At 47.6% G+C, this 17,897-nt stretch carries 17 protein-coding genes and 4 pseudogenes; 9 read left to right on the top strand and 12 right to left on the bottom strand.

Annotated elements, in window-relative coordinates:
* The first annotated feature begins 162 nt into the window (after nt 1-162).
* The 4 genes and pseudogenes from NFHSH190041_RS08805 to NFHSH190041_RS08790 all read left to right on the top strand — a co-directional run bounded on the left by NFHSH190041_RS08805 (nt 163) and on the right by NFHSH190041_RS08790 (nt 2,989).
* Nucleotides 163-831, top strand: a complete 669-nt coding sequence (locus NFHSH190041_RS08805; RefSeq protein ID WP_261924851.1) for an SMI1/KNR4 family protein — start codon at nt 163-165, stop codon at nt 829-831.
* A gap of 404 nt (nt 832-1,235) precedes the next feature.
* Nucleotides 1,236-1,538: a hypothetical protein gene (locus tag NFHSH190041_RS08800; protein WP_261924850.1), complete on the top strand. Its 303-nt coding sequence runs from the start codon at nt 1,236-1,238 to the stop codon at nt 1,536-1,538.
* 121 nt (nt 1,539-1,659) lie between these two features.
* Nucleotides 1,660-2,173, top strand: a pseudogene (locus tag NFHSH190041_RS08795) (transposase); the annotation flags it as partial.
* Nucleotides 2,174-2,221: 48 nt separating this feature from the next.
* Nucleotides 2,222-2,989: an SMI1/KNR4 family protein gene (locus NFHSH190041_RS08790; protein ID WP_261924849.1), complete on the top strand. Its 768-nt coding sequence runs from the start codon at nt 2,222-2,224 to the stop codon at nt 2,987-2,989.
* A 245-nt stretch (nt 2,990-3,234) separates the two neighbouring features.
* Here NFHSH190041_RS08790 and NFHSH190041_RS08785 read toward each other — a convergent pair.
* Nucleotides 3,235-3,400 (bottom strand): annotated as a pseudogene (locus NFHSH190041_RS08785) (IS256 family transposase); the annotation flags it as partial.
* 88 nt (nt 3,401-3,488) lie between these two features.
* The gene (locus NFHSH190041_RS08780; RefSeq protein WP_261924848.1) at nt 3,489-4,526 is read right to left on the bottom strand and encodes an IS630 family transposase; all 1,038 of its coding nucleotides are present in this window, start codon (nt 4,524-4,526) and stop codon (nt 3,489-3,491) included.
* Nucleotides 4,527-4,763: 237 nt separating this feature from the next.
* Here NFHSH190041_RS08780 and NFHSH190041_RS08775 point away from each other — a divergent pair, with 237 nt between their 5' ends.
* The 4 genes from NFHSH190041_RS08775 (at nt 4,764) to NFHSH190041_RS08760 (ending at nt 7,624) form a co-directional block, all read left to right on the top strand.
* On the top strand, nt 4,764-5,309 hold the full coding sequence (locus NFHSH190041_RS08775; RefSeq protein ID WP_261924847.1) for a hypothetical protein: 546 nt from the start codon (nt 4,764-4,766) through the stop codon (nt 5,307-5,309).
* Nucleotides 5,310-6,453: 1,144 nt separating this feature from the next.
* Complete coding sequence (locus tag NFHSH190041_RS08770; protein WP_261925079.1) at nt 6,454-6,864, top strand: RHS repeat-associated core domain-containing protein; 411 nt, start codon at nt 6,454-6,456, stop codon at nt 6,862-6,864.
* 75 nt (nt 6,865-6,939) lie between these two features.
* Complete coding sequence (locus tag NFHSH190041_RS08765) at nt 6,940-7,122, top strand: hypothetical protein (RefSeq protein ID WP_261924846.1); 183 nt, start codon at nt 6,940-6,942, stop codon at nt 7,120-7,122.
* 37 nt (nt 7,123-7,159) lie between these two features.
* Nucleotides 7,160-7,624 (top strand): hypothetical protein, encoded by a 465-nt coding sequence (locus NFHSH190041_RS08760; RefSeq protein WP_261924845.1) that lies wholly within the window; start codon nt 7,160-7,162, stop codon nt 7,622-7,624.
* A gap of 130 nt (nt 7,625-7,754) precedes the next feature.
* Here the strand turns inward: NFHSH190041_RS08760 and NFHSH190041_RS08755 are convergent.
* The 10 genes and pseudogenes from NFHSH190041_RS08755 to NFHSH190041_RS08710 form a co-directional block, all read right to left on the bottom strand.
* Nucleotides 7,755-7,953 (bottom strand): annotated as a pseudogene (locus tag NFHSH190041_RS08755) (IS256 family transposase); the annotation flags it as partial.
* Nucleotides 7,945-8,322: pseudogene (locus tag NFHSH190041_RS08750) on the bottom strand (transposase); the annotation flags it as partial. The pseudogenes NFHSH190041_RS08755 and NFHSH190041_RS08750, both read right to left, overlap by 9 nt.
* Before the next feature lie 109 nt (nt 8,323-8,431).
* Nucleotides 8,432-9,652 (bottom strand): acyl-CoA dehydrogenase family protein, encoded by a 1,221-nt coding sequence (locus NFHSH190041_RS08745; protein WP_261924844.1) that lies wholly within the window; start codon nt 9,650-9,652, stop codon nt 8,432-8,434.
* Entirely contained in the window at nt 9,649-10,911 is a 1,263-nt protein-coding gene (locus tag NFHSH190041_RS08740; RefSeq protein ID WP_261924843.1) for an acyl-CoA dehydrogenase family protein, read from the bottom strand. Before NFHSH190041_RS08740 ends, NFHSH190041_RS08745 begins: the two co-directional genes overlap by 4 nt.
* 30 nt (nt 10,912-10,941) lie before the next feature.
* Nucleotides 10,942-12,108, bottom strand: coding sequence for an acyl-CoA dehydrogenase family protein (locus tag NFHSH190041_RS08735; RefSeq protein ID WP_261924842.1), 1,167 nt, complete (start codon nt 12,106-12,108; stop codon nt 10,942-10,944).
* A gap of 18 nt (nt 12,109-12,126) precedes the next feature.
* On the bottom strand, nt 12,127-13,308 hold the full coding sequence (locus NFHSH190041_RS08730) for a lipid-transfer protein (RefSeq protein ID WP_261924841.1): 1,182 nt from the start codon (nt 13,306-13,308) through the stop codon (nt 12,127-12,129).
* Between the two features lie 10 nt (nt 13,309-13,318).
* Nucleotides 13,319-13,750, bottom strand: coding sequence for a MaoC family dehydratase (locus NFHSH190041_RS08725; RefSeq protein ID WP_261924840.1), 432 nt, complete (start codon nt 13,748-13,750; stop codon nt 13,319-13,321).
* Nucleotides 13,728-14,852, bottom strand: a complete 1,125-nt coding sequence (locus tag NFHSH190041_RS08720; RefSeq protein ID WP_261924839.1) for an acyl-CoA dehydrogenase family protein — start codon at nt 14,850-14,852, stop codon at nt 13,728-13,730. Before NFHSH190041_RS08720 ends, NFHSH190041_RS08725 begins: the two co-directional genes overlap by 23 nt.
* A gap of 8 nt (nt 14,853-14,860) precedes the next feature.
* Nucleotides 14,861-15,874: an OB-fold domain-containing protein gene (locus NFHSH190041_RS08715; protein ID WP_261924838.1), complete on the bottom strand. Its 1,014-nt coding sequence runs from the start codon at nt 15,872-15,874 to the stop codon at nt 14,861-14,863.
* 141 nt (nt 15,875-16,015) lie between these two features.
* Nucleotides 16,016-16,798, bottom strand: a complete 783-nt coding sequence (locus tag NFHSH190041_RS08710; protein ID WP_261924837.1) for an SDR family oxidoreductase — start codon at nt 16,796-16,798, stop codon at nt 16,016-16,018.
* A gap of 234 nt (nt 16,799-17,032) precedes the next feature.
* Between NFHSH190041_RS08710 and NFHSH190041_RS08705 the strand changes: the two genes are divergently transcribed.
* Entirely contained in the window at nt 17,033-17,842 is an 810-nt protein-coding gene (locus NFHSH190041_RS08705) for an enoyl-CoA hydratase (protein WP_261924836.1), read from the top strand.
* Nucleotides 17,843-17,897: the final 55 nt, after the last annotated feature.

Here is a 17,897-nt window from a genome sequence, read left to right as displayed (position 1 = left end):
TCTGACTAATTTACTTTCTCTGTAACCCTCTAAGATGAGTTATATATCCGTATAGACATCATAAATATGATTACATTAGCTTTTAAAATACATAATGTCTTTGGCCATAAAGGCGGTGTATCATACACCACAAATAAATTAAACTAATAAGAGAAATGTAAAGTGAATAATGACCTATTGTTTAAAAAGTTAGCTAAAATTGCCATCCCAAGCCCACGTCCAAAACCGTCAGAACAAGACTTACTGGATTTTGAACAAAAAAATCAGGTTTCACTACCTAAAGATTTTAGAGAGTTTCTATTACGCTGGGGAGGTTTGCTTACGGTAGATAAATATGGAAAGAATGGAGATAGTAGTTTAATTTATTCATATACGTGCAAAAAGTTTGCAGAAATTTGTTGTGTTATTGATTGCACTATTACATTTAAAGGGATGGTTGAAGATTATAATCAATATAACTTACCAGATTTTTGTTTACCATTTATTGAAATTGATGTAGGTACGATTTTCATTTATTTAAAACCAAATGCAAATGGCGGAATTTATTATATACAAAACTGCTTTGATGGTGTCAGCCAAGAAGAAGCAGTATTAGTTGGTAATTGTGAACCTAGTGAGGCCTGCGATTTATTTGACCCTGCCAATAATGTCATCCCCTATTATTTTACCAAACTAGGGGATTCATTTACCGATTTTATTCTACAACTCTTGTTTATCGATGGTGAAAATTTCGAAGATGTTTATAATGAATGTTTTGATGCAGGCAAATCACTCGATATTTCACGCTTAATTCAGCATGAACTGCCTGAAAATTATTCATCCCACAATTAATGTGGCTTAGTTGCACTATTATTAAGACAGGACCATTAGACAAGACAGCCAACACTTTTGTCTTGCTAATTCACTCTCCTCGGAGAGTGAATGTCATGTTGCCGATAAAGCCATTTTCAGTCAGAATTTGCAGATTAAAACCGTCTCTGACAGTAACTAAGGCTGTCAACAGGTGGTTTTTCTAACTTTAGTTTTAATCGATATCAACCATTAATACCACTTTCATTCCCCCAAAAGATCCCAACACAGAGCTTTAAAGACGACTAAGTTCTCTGCATTATATAAATATCGCTTGACCCGTTTCCCCTGCCGAGCAAAAGTATGCAGCGGTCATCAATCCGCTAGCGAAAGTGCCATTTTCTTGGTAAGAATATCGAAGAATACCTGCGGATCGGTAACGAAAGGTGGTATATCACTTCCCCCGCACCGGACTACGAGCCCAGCTGATAGTCCGCTATCGCCGTGACAATCGGCCTGAACCCATCGTTACACCGATGAGTACCGGGTTATGGCTGGTGTATGAGGGGAAACGAATTAGCCAGATGCACACTCGCCTGCTAGGTAGTAAGCAGTGGCGCACCAAGCAAGTACACAAACAAATTACCGATAAAGTCGGCGTACGCTTCACCACCGCGTTTATCTGGGAGGGCGATAATCCCTCTTCGGCGTTATTGTCTAATACTGTGGAACCTTTTTGTCCTCCATGATCTGATCATGCAGTGTAGGTTTACGGACTGTGTCATCGGTAAGTCAAAACGCACTATCACCAATTGGAAGCAATATATGATAAGGCATTGGTCAACCGTAGCTCCGTCACCTTCTGGTTGGACGAGACGGCGATTAACGCTTGGTATTACACATGAAATCATAGGTGCTCAAGTAAGTCTCGAAAATGAGGCAGATAATAAAGTGCTTCCAGCGTTGCTAAATCCACTCAGACGAAGGGGTAGACAAATCTCTGCTGATGGGGCTTACAATACCAAAGCTTGTCACAAACTATTGCGACAAAAGCAGGCAAAGCCAACCATTCCGCCCCATTCAAATGCCGGATACCGGGAGACTGGATACCCTAGAAATGAAGTCGTAGATGCGCTTAAAGCTGGAGAGTTGGAGCAATTGAAGTTAACAAATAAACCATCAACGTTCCTTGGCCGAGACCGCCATGTACCGCTACAAACAACTTATCAGAGCCAAATTGAGTTTACGTGACTACAACGGACAAATGGGGAAAGCATTAGCTGGTGTTAAGATATTAAACAAAGTCATAAGACTTGGAATACCTATTCGCCAGCTAATCTCGCAAAGCAGCTGCCCCCCGGGGCATTTGCATTTAAGCGAATGATTTGATCAACAGCGCCACGTTTAGCACCACCATGAAGACATACATAGCATGTTGATGCTTGATTTTAAAATTCATCGTTACTTTAAGCATGATGGCAGTGTTATTAACACAAAAATGAGATACCAGATTATGACCGAAAAAAATATACTTAGCATCCTGAGTAAGGTAGCAACACCTTTATGCAATGGAATAGAAAACAATCTTCCAACAGAAGTTGAAATAAAAACATTTGAAACAACTCATGGCGTTATATTACCAAAAGATTTAAAAGAAATTTTACTTAACTGGGATGGCTTTAACGAGGTAACCACGTTCGGGCCAAATTGTAATAGTCGTTTAGTATTGCCTCTGCCTAACGGTAAATTCGGATATGATTATGAAGATTTTAACTGTACTCTCACAAGTAGATGTATGTTTAAAAATTATGACGACCCTTTCTTAGGGCTACCTAATTATTCGCTACCAATTTTTTTTGCTGATGGAGGAGATATTTTTGTCACCCTATGGCCTGGTGCCGAAGGACAAGTATATCACTTTCAAACTAATTATGATTATATATCTGAAAATGAAACGGAAATAATAAGTAATTACGAGCCTGATACCGCTTGTGATTTATTTGACCCTATTAATAACAACATCCCCTATTACTTCACAAAATTAAGCAATTCGTTCACTGATTTTGTTCAACAACTTTTATTCATCGATGTGAAAAATTTTGACGATGTTAATAATGAATGTCTTGCCGCTGGAAAACCTCTCGATATTTCACGCTTAATTCAGTATGAACTACCTGAAAATTATTCATCCCACAATTAATATGACTTAGTTGCACTATTATTCAGACAGAACAATAAGATCGGACTAAATTAGATTGCACAGCCATTAGACAAGACAGCTAACACTGTTGTCTTGCTAATTCACTCTCCCCGGAGAGTGAGTGCCCTATCGGTGAGAACGCAATTTTCAGTCAAATTTTCAATAAATACCACCTCTGCCAAAGGTATTCAAATTTCAGTATCACGCTCACTCACGGATAGATGTAGGCTTCACAGTCTGCCCTCTCAATGGATTGATAGCTGAGATAGCATCAAATTCCCGTTTTGTATCGGGTGTGACCACCGTGCTTGAGCTTTTAATATCCCGACGTTGAACAGTTTGAGCAAACTGTTCTCGTTTATTCTTGTTGGCGAAACCACCCTTGGTTTTTATCAGTTTGCGAAATTGCTTAACGGTACTGAAGATTTTGCGTGCCAACTGATGCTGATCCAGCAAATGACAGATATTCATGATGATAGTGCGGTCTAAATAAGTGATCCTAATTGTGCTCCACTTTCATGAGCCCATGCCCACCACCAGGAAATGGTGAGGTATGATCCATAAAATACTTAACCCGCTCTATCAGTTTCGAAATATTCCGGCATTGATGGTTCCGAGTGACCGTTTCGTGAAGTGCATGCCATAGCTTCTCTATCTTGTTAACCCAGGGGGAGTAAACTGGTTGAAACAGTAAAATGAACTTCGGGTTTTGCTTGAGCCATACCTGAATCTTTTTGCTCTTGTGAATGATGTAGTTATCAACAATGAGCGTAATTGTTTTGGCGCGTCTGTATTGTCTTTTCAGTAACTTCAACATCGAAATGAACAGCGTTGAATCTTTGCTGGCACTGGCGACATAGCTTACTTTCCCGGTTCCTGAGTGAAGCGCACCTGCAAGGTATCGCTTGGCATTTTGGCCTGGTGTAGGCACGCGTTTTTGGTGACCTTTATCCATCCAATCTGCACCGATTTTCGGATTAAGATGGATATCAACTTCATCTTCATAAAACACTGGATGGTCGATATCGCAGTGCTGTAGGGCATCCCTAATTGCTTTAAGTTTGTCGTCTCTGAGGGGATCTCTAATATGCAATGTCGGAGCCGCCCGACGCCAAACAATACCGAGTTTTGGCAACCATCGCCGAATCGTTGAAGAGTGAACCTGCAATGAAAACATGCGGTTAATTTCAATCGCCATCAGTTCTGTTCTCCAACGGGAGCGCTGATACCCCAGTGCTTGCGGTGGCAATTGAAGCATGAGTTTGAGCATGCGGCCTATTTGGTAGAAAGGCAGTACCCGGGAACAGCCCCGGGTTGATGACTCTAAACCTTCAATACCACATTCAGTGTACCAACCTACCCATTGGTTAATTGAAGAACGAGCCGCTACAATCAAACCGGATACCTCTGTCACAGAGCGCCCAGATGACAGCAAGAGAATAGCATTCAAAGGGCGATACTCATCTTTGTCTCTGGTTTTATGCATCTTTTTTTGGATTCGACGTCTCTCAGAACGGTTTGGTAATGTTAGAATCATGGTCTCGGCTCGGCTTGTGTGAGTTGGTTGGTTTGGCGATTGATCAGATCGCTCAAATTGAGCCGAGTTCCCTTCTATTTTCGAAACTCAGTGATCTACATTTAGGAACAGCTATTTAGTTATGAACCAGAAGAAAAAGTTTATAATATTAAACATAAAGATGTTCTTCAAACAATCAATGATAATATCAATCAAATTAATCAAATTAATCATTCCAATCATATTAATGGATAAAAGATGAATACTTCATATATTAAAAATTCAATTAAAATAGCTTTAATTATTTATTTTTTCACTCCATTTTTAGTGTTGGCTTCCATAAATGAACCTGAAGAATATCCTTTTGCGGTTAAAGGATATTCTGAATATCCTAATGGCAAAGATAAACCATTTTTAATTTATACTATAGATCCTATAGATGATGAACAAATTTATTATGAATATGTAATGCTAAATGATAATGTAATTGTAACTTGCCACACTTTATCTTTGGCAAAACGTTATAAAACTATGGAAAATATTTCTGTTCCAGCTGAATTTTCAATTATATCAGATGATTCAAACTTAAATTTTCAAGGTCAGTACACCACATATGGTGGTGGTTACTGGCGTTATTATACAATATATGATAAATATTTTGCCAAAAATTTCGAGAAATTAATAGGTGAGCTAAAAAATGGAAAAGTTTTAGTAATTACTGCACATTCAAAAAATAATATCGAAAAAGTAACTGTGAATTCTAATAAATTCAACGATGCTTATTATAAATTGAATTGTGATTAAATAATTAAAGGTATATGGGGGCGGTAAATACAGGGAACTACATTAACTGAAGAATCGATAGTGTTCATAAACCTGTGTCATCTGTTCAAAATTAATCCAAAAGGATATTCAGATGACCAAACCTACTTTTAATATAACAAGTTAGATAGGACCACCAAAACTTTTGTCTTGTTAATTCACTCTCTCTGGAGAGTGAATGCCCTATCGGTGATAACGCAATTTTCAGTCAAAATTTGCAGGTAAATACGATGTTGTTAATCAAATCATTCACTTGAACGCAACTGTGCTAGGGTTGTCAACTGCTTTATGAGATTGTCAGGCGAACAGGCACCCCAAGCCTTATGACCTTGTTAATGCTTTAACGCCAGCCAATAGCGAATTCACCCCAGAAGTGCACCACTCGCTTCATTAAGCTGCTTTTCGTAATTCATCGAATACTACAGCAGGCTGTTTGAAACCAAGACACTTCCTCGGGCGTAAGTTAAGTGCTCATTCAATGTCAGCAATTTGCTTATCCGTTACTGTGCGTAAATCAGTTTCCTTACGAATATACTGCCGCCACAGACCGTTGAAATTCTCATTCAACCCGCGAGAATGGGTTGGCGAAATAGATGTCAGCCTTCAGTACTTGTGCAACCTTTTAATGGTCACAGAACTCGCTGCCATTGTCTGAACATAACAACGATACTGCCACAGCATACCTATCATCGTCCGGCTCACATCGGCTGCGTTTTTGGCGGGCACTTTACGGATTAGGTAGAGTTTACTTTTGCGTTCAACCAAACTGATTATGGCGCCAGTGCCTTGTTTTCTTAACATCGTATCAGCTTCTCAATCACCTAATCGTGCTTTTTCGTCGACAACTGCCGGACGATGCTCAATGCCTATGCGATTTGGAATGATAACCCGTTTCGCATGGCAGCCTTTACGATACTTACGGTGACCGTGTCTCAATGCTTTATAGAGCTTGCCGCCATGCTGCTTATCCTACTGAAAACAAGAATTATCAAGCCTACCCGTACCGGCCTGGTAGCTTCAAAACACTGGCAAAAAGGCAGCAGCTACGTGGTACTCCACTACCATCCGAACAACCTAGGCACCCCGCCGACCTCACTGGTGAGCAGGCAGCCCACTCTGGGGCAATATCGCCCGGCGGCATGTTGAGGATATCCATAACCCGTTGCGGTTTCAGGGGCAGTATTTTGACAGTGAAACTGGGCTGCATTACAACCGCCACCGCGACTACAGCCCAGATACAGGCCGGTTAATCACCGCCGACCCAATCGGATTAGCTGGCGGATTAAACAGCTACCGCTATACGCCCAATCCGGTGAACTGGATTGATCCGCTGGGGTTAGAGACTGAGGGGGGGTCCCCCAAAAAACAGTCTTCAGCAATTAGAGGAAAAAAAAGAACATTGCCGAAAATAAAGAACCTTTGGGTTATGTATCAGAAACTTGATACGGGTAGAAATTACGAAGAAGTATGGAAATTAAATAACAAATCAATTGCATTAGATGGACGTAAAGCTAAATACATTGTTGAAGCTAAATGAACAGGAAAAAACGATGCTGCATGGAAATCATCGCCGTATAATCCAGAACATCAATTTTATGATGAAGCAAAAATAGTGGATCAAGCCAAAAGGCAATTAGCTTTAAATTCAGCAATAAAAGGTAAAGGCGTTAGATTCGCGATATCTTGCGTGGCAGGGCAAAAACATTTTGATAAACTATATCAAGATCATTTCCCAAAAGAAATGAAAGAAGGTATCTTAGCGGTGTATCACATTCCAGGAAATGGAATGAAATAGAAGATTTAAATTATGAAAAAAAAGTCTACTTGATCATGTGAAATTGTTATCGAAAATAGAATGGTCATGGGATTATGCCTATTTTTCTAAAATTTCACAATTATTGCAATTGCAAGAAAAAAACATATATACATATATAAATAGAAAAACTTACATGTTTTCGGATAAACAAGAGATAAATGTGTATTTTAGTGAGGAAAATATCAATTTTTTAGAAATTAATTATGCAGTATTTTACGATACTGAAAATCTTTCTAATGATGAATATGCAGAAAAAATAGATGAATATTATGATAAATTTGAAAATGATACACTTTTGATTGGAGAACTTCTTGGCAAACCATTATTTAATGGCGAGGCTTTCGCTGTTGGGTTTCCAGAAGATCAAGATGCAAATTGGCTAGCTTTATGGAATATAAACAACGCAAGACTAATGATACAGCACAAGAACGAAGCTAGAGAGCTTCCAATTCGCTTAGCCTTAGTCATTGCTCCCAATTAAACTGACTGTAGGACATCCAAAACTCTTTTCTCGCTAGTTCACTCTCCCAGAGAGTGAATGTTGAGGATGTGATAACGCGATCTTCACGTCGAAATTTGTGAGGATATTCAAATTTCTGTGTCACGCTCACTCACAGATCGATGTAGGCTTCGAGTCTGCCCTCAAAATGGATTGATAACTGAGACAGCGTCAAATTCCCGTTTTGTATCGGGTGTGACCACCGTGCTTGAGCTTTTAATATCCCGACGTTGAACAGTTTGAGCAAACTGTTCTCGTTTATTCTTGTTGGCGAAACCACCCTTGGTTTTTATCAGTTTGCGAAATTGCTTAACGGTACTGAAGATTTTACGTGCCACTGATGCTGATCCAGCAAATGACTGAAATTCGTGATGGTAGTGCGGTTTAGAATGGCTCTATCCAGTGATAGGCTGGCAGCATGGAGGCAATTTCAGAGAGTGCATCTCTTCCGCGGCTTCATCACTCAGGTTATATCATTGCGGCATACAGTGAATACGCAACATTGTGTCAGTAGATAAGGCCTGCGACCATTGCCAGCCTTGGGATAAACAGGCTCGATAACGCTAAGTAATTTACCCCAAGGGAGCAAGTCATCCATATCTGCCAAGGAAGACTTCCTTACGAGTTTTACAGCCTTTATTAGAAAACTCACTATCGACAAAAATCAGCTGCTGGCTCATACGGTTACTCATCCATGGTTGAGATCATGAAACCAGGATCTCACATCTCGGACTTATTCGTATCTTCCTTAGTTTGCAGCTCACTCAAGTGCTGCAAACTGTTTTCAAACTAACACCCCAGTTCCTGATATCGCTGCGCCAGAAAATCACTGTCGCCAAGGGCCATCTGGGCAACGCGGATGCGTTTAAGGTATAGTCCGACATCCAGCTCATCGGTAACACCGATACCGCCATGCATCTGTACCGCTTCTGCGGTGATACGATCGGCCATCTGCCCGACTTTCCACTTTGCCAAGGCAATGGCTGCGGCCTGAGAATCAGACAATGACGACGATACAGGACAATCCGTTTGCGTCGCATCATCCAGTGAAGCCAAGGCCGCCATCAAGGTGCTTTTTGCCAGCTCTAACTCAACAAAGCACCACGCTGCTCTGTGCTGTAATGCCTGAAATGCGCCAATAGGCACATCAAACTGCACCCGGGTTTTTAGGTAATCACAGGTGAGTGCAAATAGCGCCTCACAAGCCCCGAAAACCTCTGCCGCCAAACATACCCGACCATGATCCAGCGCCCGGTCTAATGCCCGCTGCGCACAGGTTGGGTCTATCTCGCCACTTTGCGCCTGGCTATCCCCCAGCAGCGCATCTGGTGTAACAGTGACATCGCGCAGCACGAGGGCGGCGCAGTTACGGGCATCCACCAGCGTTTGGGGCGAGACTGTCAGCCCGGCACTATTGGCAGGGACAATAAACAATGCCAAATTGCCATCTAATTTTGCCGACACCAAATACCCATCAGCGCCAATACCATCAAACACTAAGACTTTTGCACCACTTAAGCGATAACCCTGTTCACAACGGTTGGCCGTCGCAGCAATATTGCTTGGATTGTGCCTGTGGTGTTCTTCCACGGCCAAGACTAAACGCTGCTCTCCCTGCATCAATGCTGGCAGCCACTTAACCTGTTGCGATGGGCTGCCCAAGGCTTCAAGTACACTGCCACACAGCACAATGGAAGACAGCATGGGCGATGGCGATAAATGGCGGCCTAACTCCTGAAATACAGCGCCCATGCCTTTATAGCCAAATGCCAGCCCGCCCTGCTCTTCGGCAAATGCCACCGCGCCCCAACCAAGCTCCATCATGTTTTGCCACAATTGAGGCGAATATCGCAAGGCCAAAGGATTATCTGCTGTGTCACTCTCTTGAGCCGTCACCTTAGCCGCAGCATCACGCAATTCCCGCTGGGCTGACACAGGACTGTGCTCGGCAAGAAACTCCCGCGCAGTATCTGCCAGCATCTGTTCATCTTGGGAATAAATCAGGCTCATTGCTGACCTCCTGCGTTAATATCCGCCGCTGTCGGTGTTTGTTTGGGTTTTGGCGCAGCCGGTTTTAGCTCCGGTAGCCCCAAAATACGTTTGGCAATTACATTAAGCTGCACTTCCGATGAACCACCGGCAATGGTCTGGGTAAAACTGTTCAGCCAGGCTTTCGTTAATGCCCGCTCCCGCTCAGGAAACCCATCCATATCCATACCCAAAGCCCGGAACCCCATAGCATCAAGCAGCAGTTCAAACTTGTTTTTTTCCTGCTCGGTATGCACCAGCTTCATTATGGCCATGGTACCACTCACATTTTGCCCGGCGCGGGCTTCCTCACCCATCCGTTGCACCGTCAGGCTATAAGCATCCTCTTCCATCTGCGCGGCTATCGCCCGTTGATGCAGGGCAATATCTGCATTGGTCGATGCGCCACCATCAAGTGGCAGATAATCACGAATATGCGCCATCAGATCAAAATGGGTCGGCAGACAAAACTGGCCGAATTTAGACATGGCGCTGCGCTCATGTTGCAGCAGCTTTTTCGCCTGCGCCCAGCCTGCGTTACGCTCCCCGATAAGATTCTCTTTCGGCACGTTAACGTTATCGAAAAACACTTCACAAAAGGTGGATTTACCACTGATAAGATCTATCGGTGCCACTGTCACCCCGTCACTGCGCATATCCAGCACCAGTAAGGAGATCCCCTCATGCTTAGGCGCATCAGGGGCGGTTCGCACCAGGGCATACATCCAGTCAGATTTATCCCCGTAAGAGGTCCAGATTTTGGCACCATTAACCAAAAAGTGATCCCCCATATCCACAGCTGATGTGCGAATGGAGGCCAGATCGGAACCGGCATTGGGCTCACTAAAGCCCTGACACCAGCGAATTTCACCCCGGCACATAGGGCCGAGCAATCGCAGCTGTTGCTCCGGCGTGCCATATTCCAGCACCACGGGGCCTAACATCCAGATCCCCAAATTAATCTGTGGCGGACGCGCACCAATACGCATCATCTCTTTTTCCAGCACAGCTTCTTCAGCCGCGCTAAGCCCGCCACCGCCAACCGCCTTCGGCCAACTGGGCGCAAACCAGCCCCGCTCTCGCATACACTCAAACCAAAGACGCTGATCTTCACTGCTGAAACTGACTTGACTGCCGCCCCACACCATTTCATCGTCCCGCATCGGGGTACGCAGTGAGGGCGGACAGTTCTGCTCTAGCCACTGTCGCACTTCCTGCCGGAAGGCATCCATTGCTGACATCCTGCTCTCCTTACATGATATTCCGGCCGTTTATCTGGCCCGGGGCAATCCCAACCCGAACTGGGCGATCAACTCACGCTGAATTTCATTGGTGCCGCCACCAAAGGTTAACGTGACAGAGGCCCGCACTTCGTATTCCAACTCACCAGCCAGCAGTGAAGCAGCGCTGCCTTCATGGATCATGCCGTTCGCTCCGGTAACATCCTGCAGCTTGCGCAAAATTTCAATTGCCGATTCTGAGCCATAGACCTTGGTAATTGAGGCCAGCGCCACATCCATCTGCCCCTGCTCTAAATCCGCCGCAATACGAAAGTTAATCAGCCGCATGGCTTCAAGGCGGGCGTAACATTCCGCCATGGCACTTTGCACCCAAGGCTTATCCATTGCCCGATTGCCATGCTCATCGGCGGCTTTGGCCCACAGCAAGACTTTACGGTACAGCCCGGCCACTTTATCGGACCAAGACCCCAGCCCCAGTCGCTCATGGTTAAGCTGGGCGGTGATCAGCTTCCAGCCACCATGTAACTCACCCACCAGCATGGTTTTCGGCACTTTCACGTCATCGTAATAGGTTGCAGACGTCGGGTTTGAACAGGTGGGGATCACCGTATGGGAAAAGCCAGGACTTTGGGTATCCAAAATCATAATGGAAACCCCTTTATGACGGGGCAGATCCTGTGAGGTTCTCGCGGCCAGCCAGATGTAATCTGCGCTTTCCGCGCCCGAGGTCCACAGTTTGTTGCCGTTAACCACAAAATGATCGCCGGCATCCCGGGCTTGGGTTTTCAGCGTGGCCAAATCAGAGCCGGCATCTGGCTCGGAATAGCCGATGGCAAAATTGATCTCTCCCCGGGCAATCCCAGGCAGAAACTGCTCTTTTTGCAGCTCGGTCCCAAAACTCATCAACGAAGGGCCTACGGTACTGATGGTGACAAACGGCAGCGGCGCGCCTGCTATATTGGCCTCTTCAAAAAAGATCAGCTGCTCCGTGGCCCTATAGCCCTGACCGCCAAATTCTTTAGGCCAGCCTACTGCCAGCCAACCATCGCGCCCCATCTGGCGGATCACGGCGCGAAACTCATCGCCCCCCTCTTTACCACGCAAACGACTTTTCAGCTCCGGGGTCATCAGTGCGGTAAAGTAATCCCGCACTGTCAGCCTGAGCTTATGCTGCTCAGGGGTTAAATCAACAAACATGACATTTCTCCCTGTCTATCAGCGCCCGAGGATTAAGCCGCTGGTCGGCACCCCGGTACCGGCTGTCACCAGTACATTGTGTACATCATCCACCTGATTCACTGCGCTGCCGCGCACCTGACGCACCGCTTCAGCCACGCCATTCATACCGTGGATATAGGCTTCACCCAGCTGGCCTCCGTGGGTATTGATCGGTAAGCGGCCGCCGCGAGCATGTTCCCCGGCGCGAATAAACTCGGCCGCCTGCCCCCGCTTGGCAAAACCGAACTCTTCCAGTTGCGGCAACACAAAGGGGGTAAAGTGGTCATAAATCACCGCGGTCTGAAAATCCTCCGGGGCCAAACCGGACTGGCGATAGAGTGTTTTAGCCACCACCCCCATCTCCGGTAAGCCGGTAATCTCATCCCGATAGTAAGAGGTCATGATCTGTTGCCCTGATGCAATCCCCTGGGCACCGGCTTTGATCACCACAGGATGATCACTGAGATCCTTTGCCCGATCAGCCCGGGTGATCACCATGGCCACAGCGCCATCGGACTCCTGACAGCAGTCCAGCAAATGCAGCGGCTCACAAATCCAGCGTGATGCCTGATGCTCTTCGAGCGTAATGGGGCGCTGGTAGAAAAAGGCATTGGGGTTAGTGGCGGCAAAATCCCGCGCAGCCACCGCCACGCGGCCAAAATCGGCGGATGTTGCGCCAAATTCATGCATATAGCGCTGGGCAAACATGCCCACCCACGCCGCTGGGGTATGAAAACCATGGGGCATATACCAGCCGTAATTCACGTTTTCAAAAATCGGCGTAGAGGCAAAGCCATAACTGCCCGCGCCAAAGCGATACCAAGAACGCTCATTCATGGCCCGATACACCACCACGGTATTGGCCACGCCAGTTGCCACCGCCATCGCCGCATGCATCACCGGGGCACAAGCCGCGCCGCCGCCATGGGGAATTTGCGAGAAAAAATTCACTTCACGGCAACCCAGCAGCCGGGCAATTTCATACTCAGGTACCTTGTCCACCGAGTAGCTACAAAAACCATCTACCTCAGCGGGATCGATACCGGCATCTTCCAGCGCCGCCAAGGTCGCTTCCATTGCCAGGCGCAGTTCGGTGCGGCCGGAGTTTTTGGAAAACTCGGTGGCACCCAGTCCGATAATGGCCGCTTTGCCGCTGATATTGTTATCCATTTCTGTCATGTTGCTCTCCTTACGCGGCCCGCTGGGGCAGGATCAGCGAAACACTGCCGCTGACATGGGTGCCCATGCTGTTCTTACCCGCCAGCGTTACCGTCACCCGACCATTGGCCGGATCGGTTTCGCTCACAGCGCCTTTCAATGTCATGGTATCGCCGGGATAATTGGGCACGCCGAGTTTGATTTTCAAATCCAAAAATCTGGCTTGCGGCCCCGCCCAGCGTTCAACAAAACGCTGCACCAAGGCATTGGTGGTCAGAATATTCATAAACACATGGGGAGAGCCCAGTGCTTGGGCGGCATCTTTATCATGGTGGCCGGGGAAATAATCCCGGGTGGCAATCGCGCCGCCAGTGATCAGGGCAACGGTCACGGGGATCACCAACTCAGGCAGATTATCCCCCTGACTGATATCAGCAAAATCAAGCGTTTTCATCGAGGTCATACTTCCATCCCAAGCTATTGTTGTTATTGAGCCAGTCACCCAGTGCCGTTAAGGTGGCACCACTGCCCCCCAGTGCCAGACGAATTGCCCGGCTCCAATATAAAAAGCGGTGAATGGGATAACTGATATCGACGCCAAAGCCGCCGTGGACATGTTGGGCTTTATGGCCTATCAGGTGGCCAGCTTCACAGGCATGCCAGGCGGTGGCCAGCATTTCCGGCTCACAGGCCAGCGCATTATCAATGCGATAACACAGCTGCCACAGACAGGACTGCAACGCTTCCAGCGCCACCTGACAATCTGCCATGGTCATTTGGACCGCTTGAAAAGTACCGATTTGCCGGTCAAACTGTCGCCGCTGGGAGATATACTCCACCGTGCGGGTCAACTGTTGGGACGATAATCCCAGCTGCAGCGCACTCAGGGCTGCGGTGATCCTAGGCTGTAACCAAGCCACTGTGCTGTCATCTAGCAAATAATCGCTATCCAATGTCACTTGCTGACAATGAATATCGGCAACCGCTTCACCGTGCGTCATCACCCCGGATACACAGCTCACCCCCGGGGTATCCAAAGGTAATGCCACCAGCTTAAGCTTGTCGCCATCACTGACTGGGATCAGCGCCAAGGTCGCATCCGGCGCTTCAGCCACGGCATGACATGTGCCATTTAATGTCAGTTGCTTATCCGAGCGGGTTAATGTCGGCCCAGATTGCAGGGTATCGGCCAGCGTGAGGACATTAGCTCCTTCTGCCGCAGCCAGTACCACAGCGTGTAAGGCGTTAGATTCAGCCGCCACGCCTGATTGCCAAATCGCCGCAGCAGCCAACTGATGCCGCCACAAGGGCACCTGAGCCAGCGCGCTTCCCTGAGCCATCAACACCAGCATCAATTCGGTGATCCCCAGCCCACTACCCCCAGCAGCCTCTGGGATATAAAGCGAATGTAGCCCGGTTTCAATGCTGGCCTGCCATAACCCTTCCATTCGGGTCTGGCCGCTGTCACTCAATTCCCGCAGCACATCATCGCTGCAACTGTCCCGAAACAGAGATCCCGCCATATCGGCAATGGCCCGCTGCTCTTCGGTTAATGAAAAGTCCATCTGGCCTCCTAGCTCATCTGCTCGCTGTGTGTCTCACCACCAGCTTCTTCCGGGGTGACCGGGGCAAACAATGGCAGAATTAAATCCGTTTCTACCTGGGTAAATTTCACTGTCACTGGCATACCAATCTGCAGCTCATCAGGGGCGACATCCACCAGCCCAGCCGGGATGCGCACGCCTTCATCTAAGGCGATCAGCCCAATGGGATTGGGGTGTTCAAAAGGCGGCACTTCGGGATAATGCATCACCACAAAGCTATACAGCTTGCCGCGGCCACTGACGACTTGGTAATCCAGCGCAAAGCTCTGACAATGCATACAGACAGGCCCAGGTGGATGCTGGAGTTTGTCGCAGGTCTGACAGTGCTGAATTCTTAGCTCGCCTTGCTCGCACCCCTGCCAGAAAAAGGCGGTATCATCACTGATCCCCGGCTTAGGACGACTGATTTTGGGTATGCCTGCTTCGTTTGCGGTTTTTTGACTGACCGGATTGGCCGGTTTGAACTTAAATACCCGAAACAGCAATTCCCCGACTTTTTCATCTTCGCCCAGCGCAGATTGAGCGAAATAACTCATGATCAGAGTGACAAAAAAGCCAGTGCCAAGCGCGGTGACCTTCTCTTCGCTGATGGCATCAAAACGTGTGGTGTAATAGAGCTTTTCGCCCATTTTGACGTAGCGGGCAAAACTCAGCTCAGAGTTCACTGCAACCACAGAGGGATACCCCTGAGCTTCAATTAATTTCAGCACGGTATAGGGATTTTCTTCCGTCGAGCCCGGCGCGTAACTGTCGCGGAAAAAACCGGCCTCACACCAGCTTTGCAACATGGACGGCGGCGCAACCATGGATTCAAATTCACTGCCCGCGGCATAATCGGCATCGGTATAAAGTGGATTTTCAATGCCCATTACCTCACACCACTGCCGCACCATGGCGGGGTTCACCTCATCCCAGGCATAGATGCGGCCGTATTCCCGACCCACCATCTCCCGTATCGGCTTTAACCATTCATATTCTGCCAAGGTCCTTCTCCCTCGAGTTAATGTACTGATGTTCGCACTGTGTTATGCGCACTATGCTGTTTGCCCATGATGTTGGTTGAAGTACAAACTGTGTTAATCACCATTTGATCTGGGCTATTTAGCCGCTGATTACACCTGTTTCTATTCCTGTTCCTGTTCCTGAGCCTTCGCCGCGGCCAAAAATGCCGGCATTTCGCCGCCGCCATTGAGTAACAAATTGCTGCCACTGGCATAGGCGGCTTGTGATGACGCCAGAAATAAACAGGCATTGGCGATATCCTGGGGCAACGCCATGCGCCCGGCGGGGATGGTGGCGCTCACTGCAGCAATGCCGTCATCATCACCGTAATGCAGATACGACTGCTCAGTTTTCACCAAGCCGGGGCTGACCGCGGCAACCCGTACTTTCGGTGCCCACTCCACTGCCAGCGATTGCACCAAAGACAAGATGCCCGCTTTCGCCGCACCATAGGCCGCCGTGCCGGGGGATGCCCGCATTGCACTGATGCTACTGATAAATAAAATGACCCCGCCATTTTGCTGTTGCTGCATCATGGTATTGGCCTGCTGGGCCATATTCAGCGGGGCAATCAAATTAAGGCGAAGAATGCTTTCATGAAAACGGGGTGACGCCGTATCAGCCAAAGCAAAGGGGCTACCACCAGCATTGTTGATAAGCACATCTAGCTGACCAAATTGCTCAGCAATGGAGTGAAACAGTGTCTGCACACTGTCAATATCACGCACATCACAGGGCATAAATACGGCTTGTTGCCCTGCTGCCTCGGGCAACACATCCGGCGCTTTACGGCCACAGACAATCACCTTGGCGCCAGCAGCAAGAAAACCGGTAGCAATGCCAGCACCTATGCCCTTGGTGCCACCTGTGATCAGCACCCGCTTATCTTTTATCTCTGAGTACATGACATGCTTCCCTGTCGCTGTGGTTGCCATTGATAGGAAATCGCAACCTGTCCTCTCCATGCCGGACAAATATGCCGGATATCAATTTGTTGGCTAACATTCTCATCCCCGTCCCCCGGGGCATCTTCGTCTGAATGGACGATGATGGTTTTTGCAGCTAACAGACAATGGCTGACATAGCGCGGTATATCACCCTACCGCACCCGATAACTGCCGATGGGATGAGCAATCACAATGACCACACAGCTGCCTTTTTCTGCCGATGCCCTTAACAGTGATACCGTGCTCCTGCAATGGCCCGAGCCTGGAGTCGCGAAACTGGTGCTGAACCGACCCGATGCCACCAATGCATTGAGTCTGGAACTGCAACAGTGTTTATCGGCGCACTTTCAGCAGTTAAGCCATGATGAATCAGTACGTTGTATTATTCTGACCGGCGGAGATGAGGTCTTTGCGGCGGGCGGCGATATCACAGGTCTGGTGGATGCCGATCCTATCGAAATTTATAAGCGCCATACCGAGCGGGTTTGGGCCCCCATTGAGCAATGCCCTAAGCCTGTGATTGCCGCGGTATGTGGCTATGCCTTCGGGGGCGGCTGTGAGTTAATGATGCACTGCGACATTATTATTGCCGGGGAACATGCCAGTTTCTGCCAACCGGAAATCGCTATCGGCATTATGCCGGGAATTGGTGGCACCCAACGCCTAGTACGGGCGTTGGGTAAAGTTAAAGCCATGCAGATGGCGCTGACAGGCCGTCCAATTAGCGCCCATGATGCTTGGGTCGCGGGTTTGGTCAGTGAACTTTGCGCCGATGATCAGGTACAACACACCGCTTTAACGATGGCGCGACGTATTGCCCGTATGCCACCATTGGCGGTAGAGCAGATTAAAGAAGTGATTTTAGCTGGCATGGAAGCGCCACTGGATGCGGCCATGGCGCTGGAGCGCAAGGCCAATGCCCTGCTGTTTGCGACCCGGGATAAAACCGAAGGCATGAGTGCGTTTTTACAAAAGCGCTATCCTGATTTCACCGGAGACTAACGTTGTTCTCGCCATAGTCTCTTATATGCTTGCTCGGCCATTAGAGCTAGGGTCT

The organism is Shewanella sp. NFH-SH190041 (genome assembly GCF_024363255.1).
Classification (GTDB): domain Bacteria; phylum Pseudomonadota; class Gammaproteobacteria; order Enterobacterales; family Shewanellaceae; genus Shewanella.
Note: the sequence above shows the minus strand (reverse complement) of the source record. Positions and strands in the feature narration are given on the sequence as shown.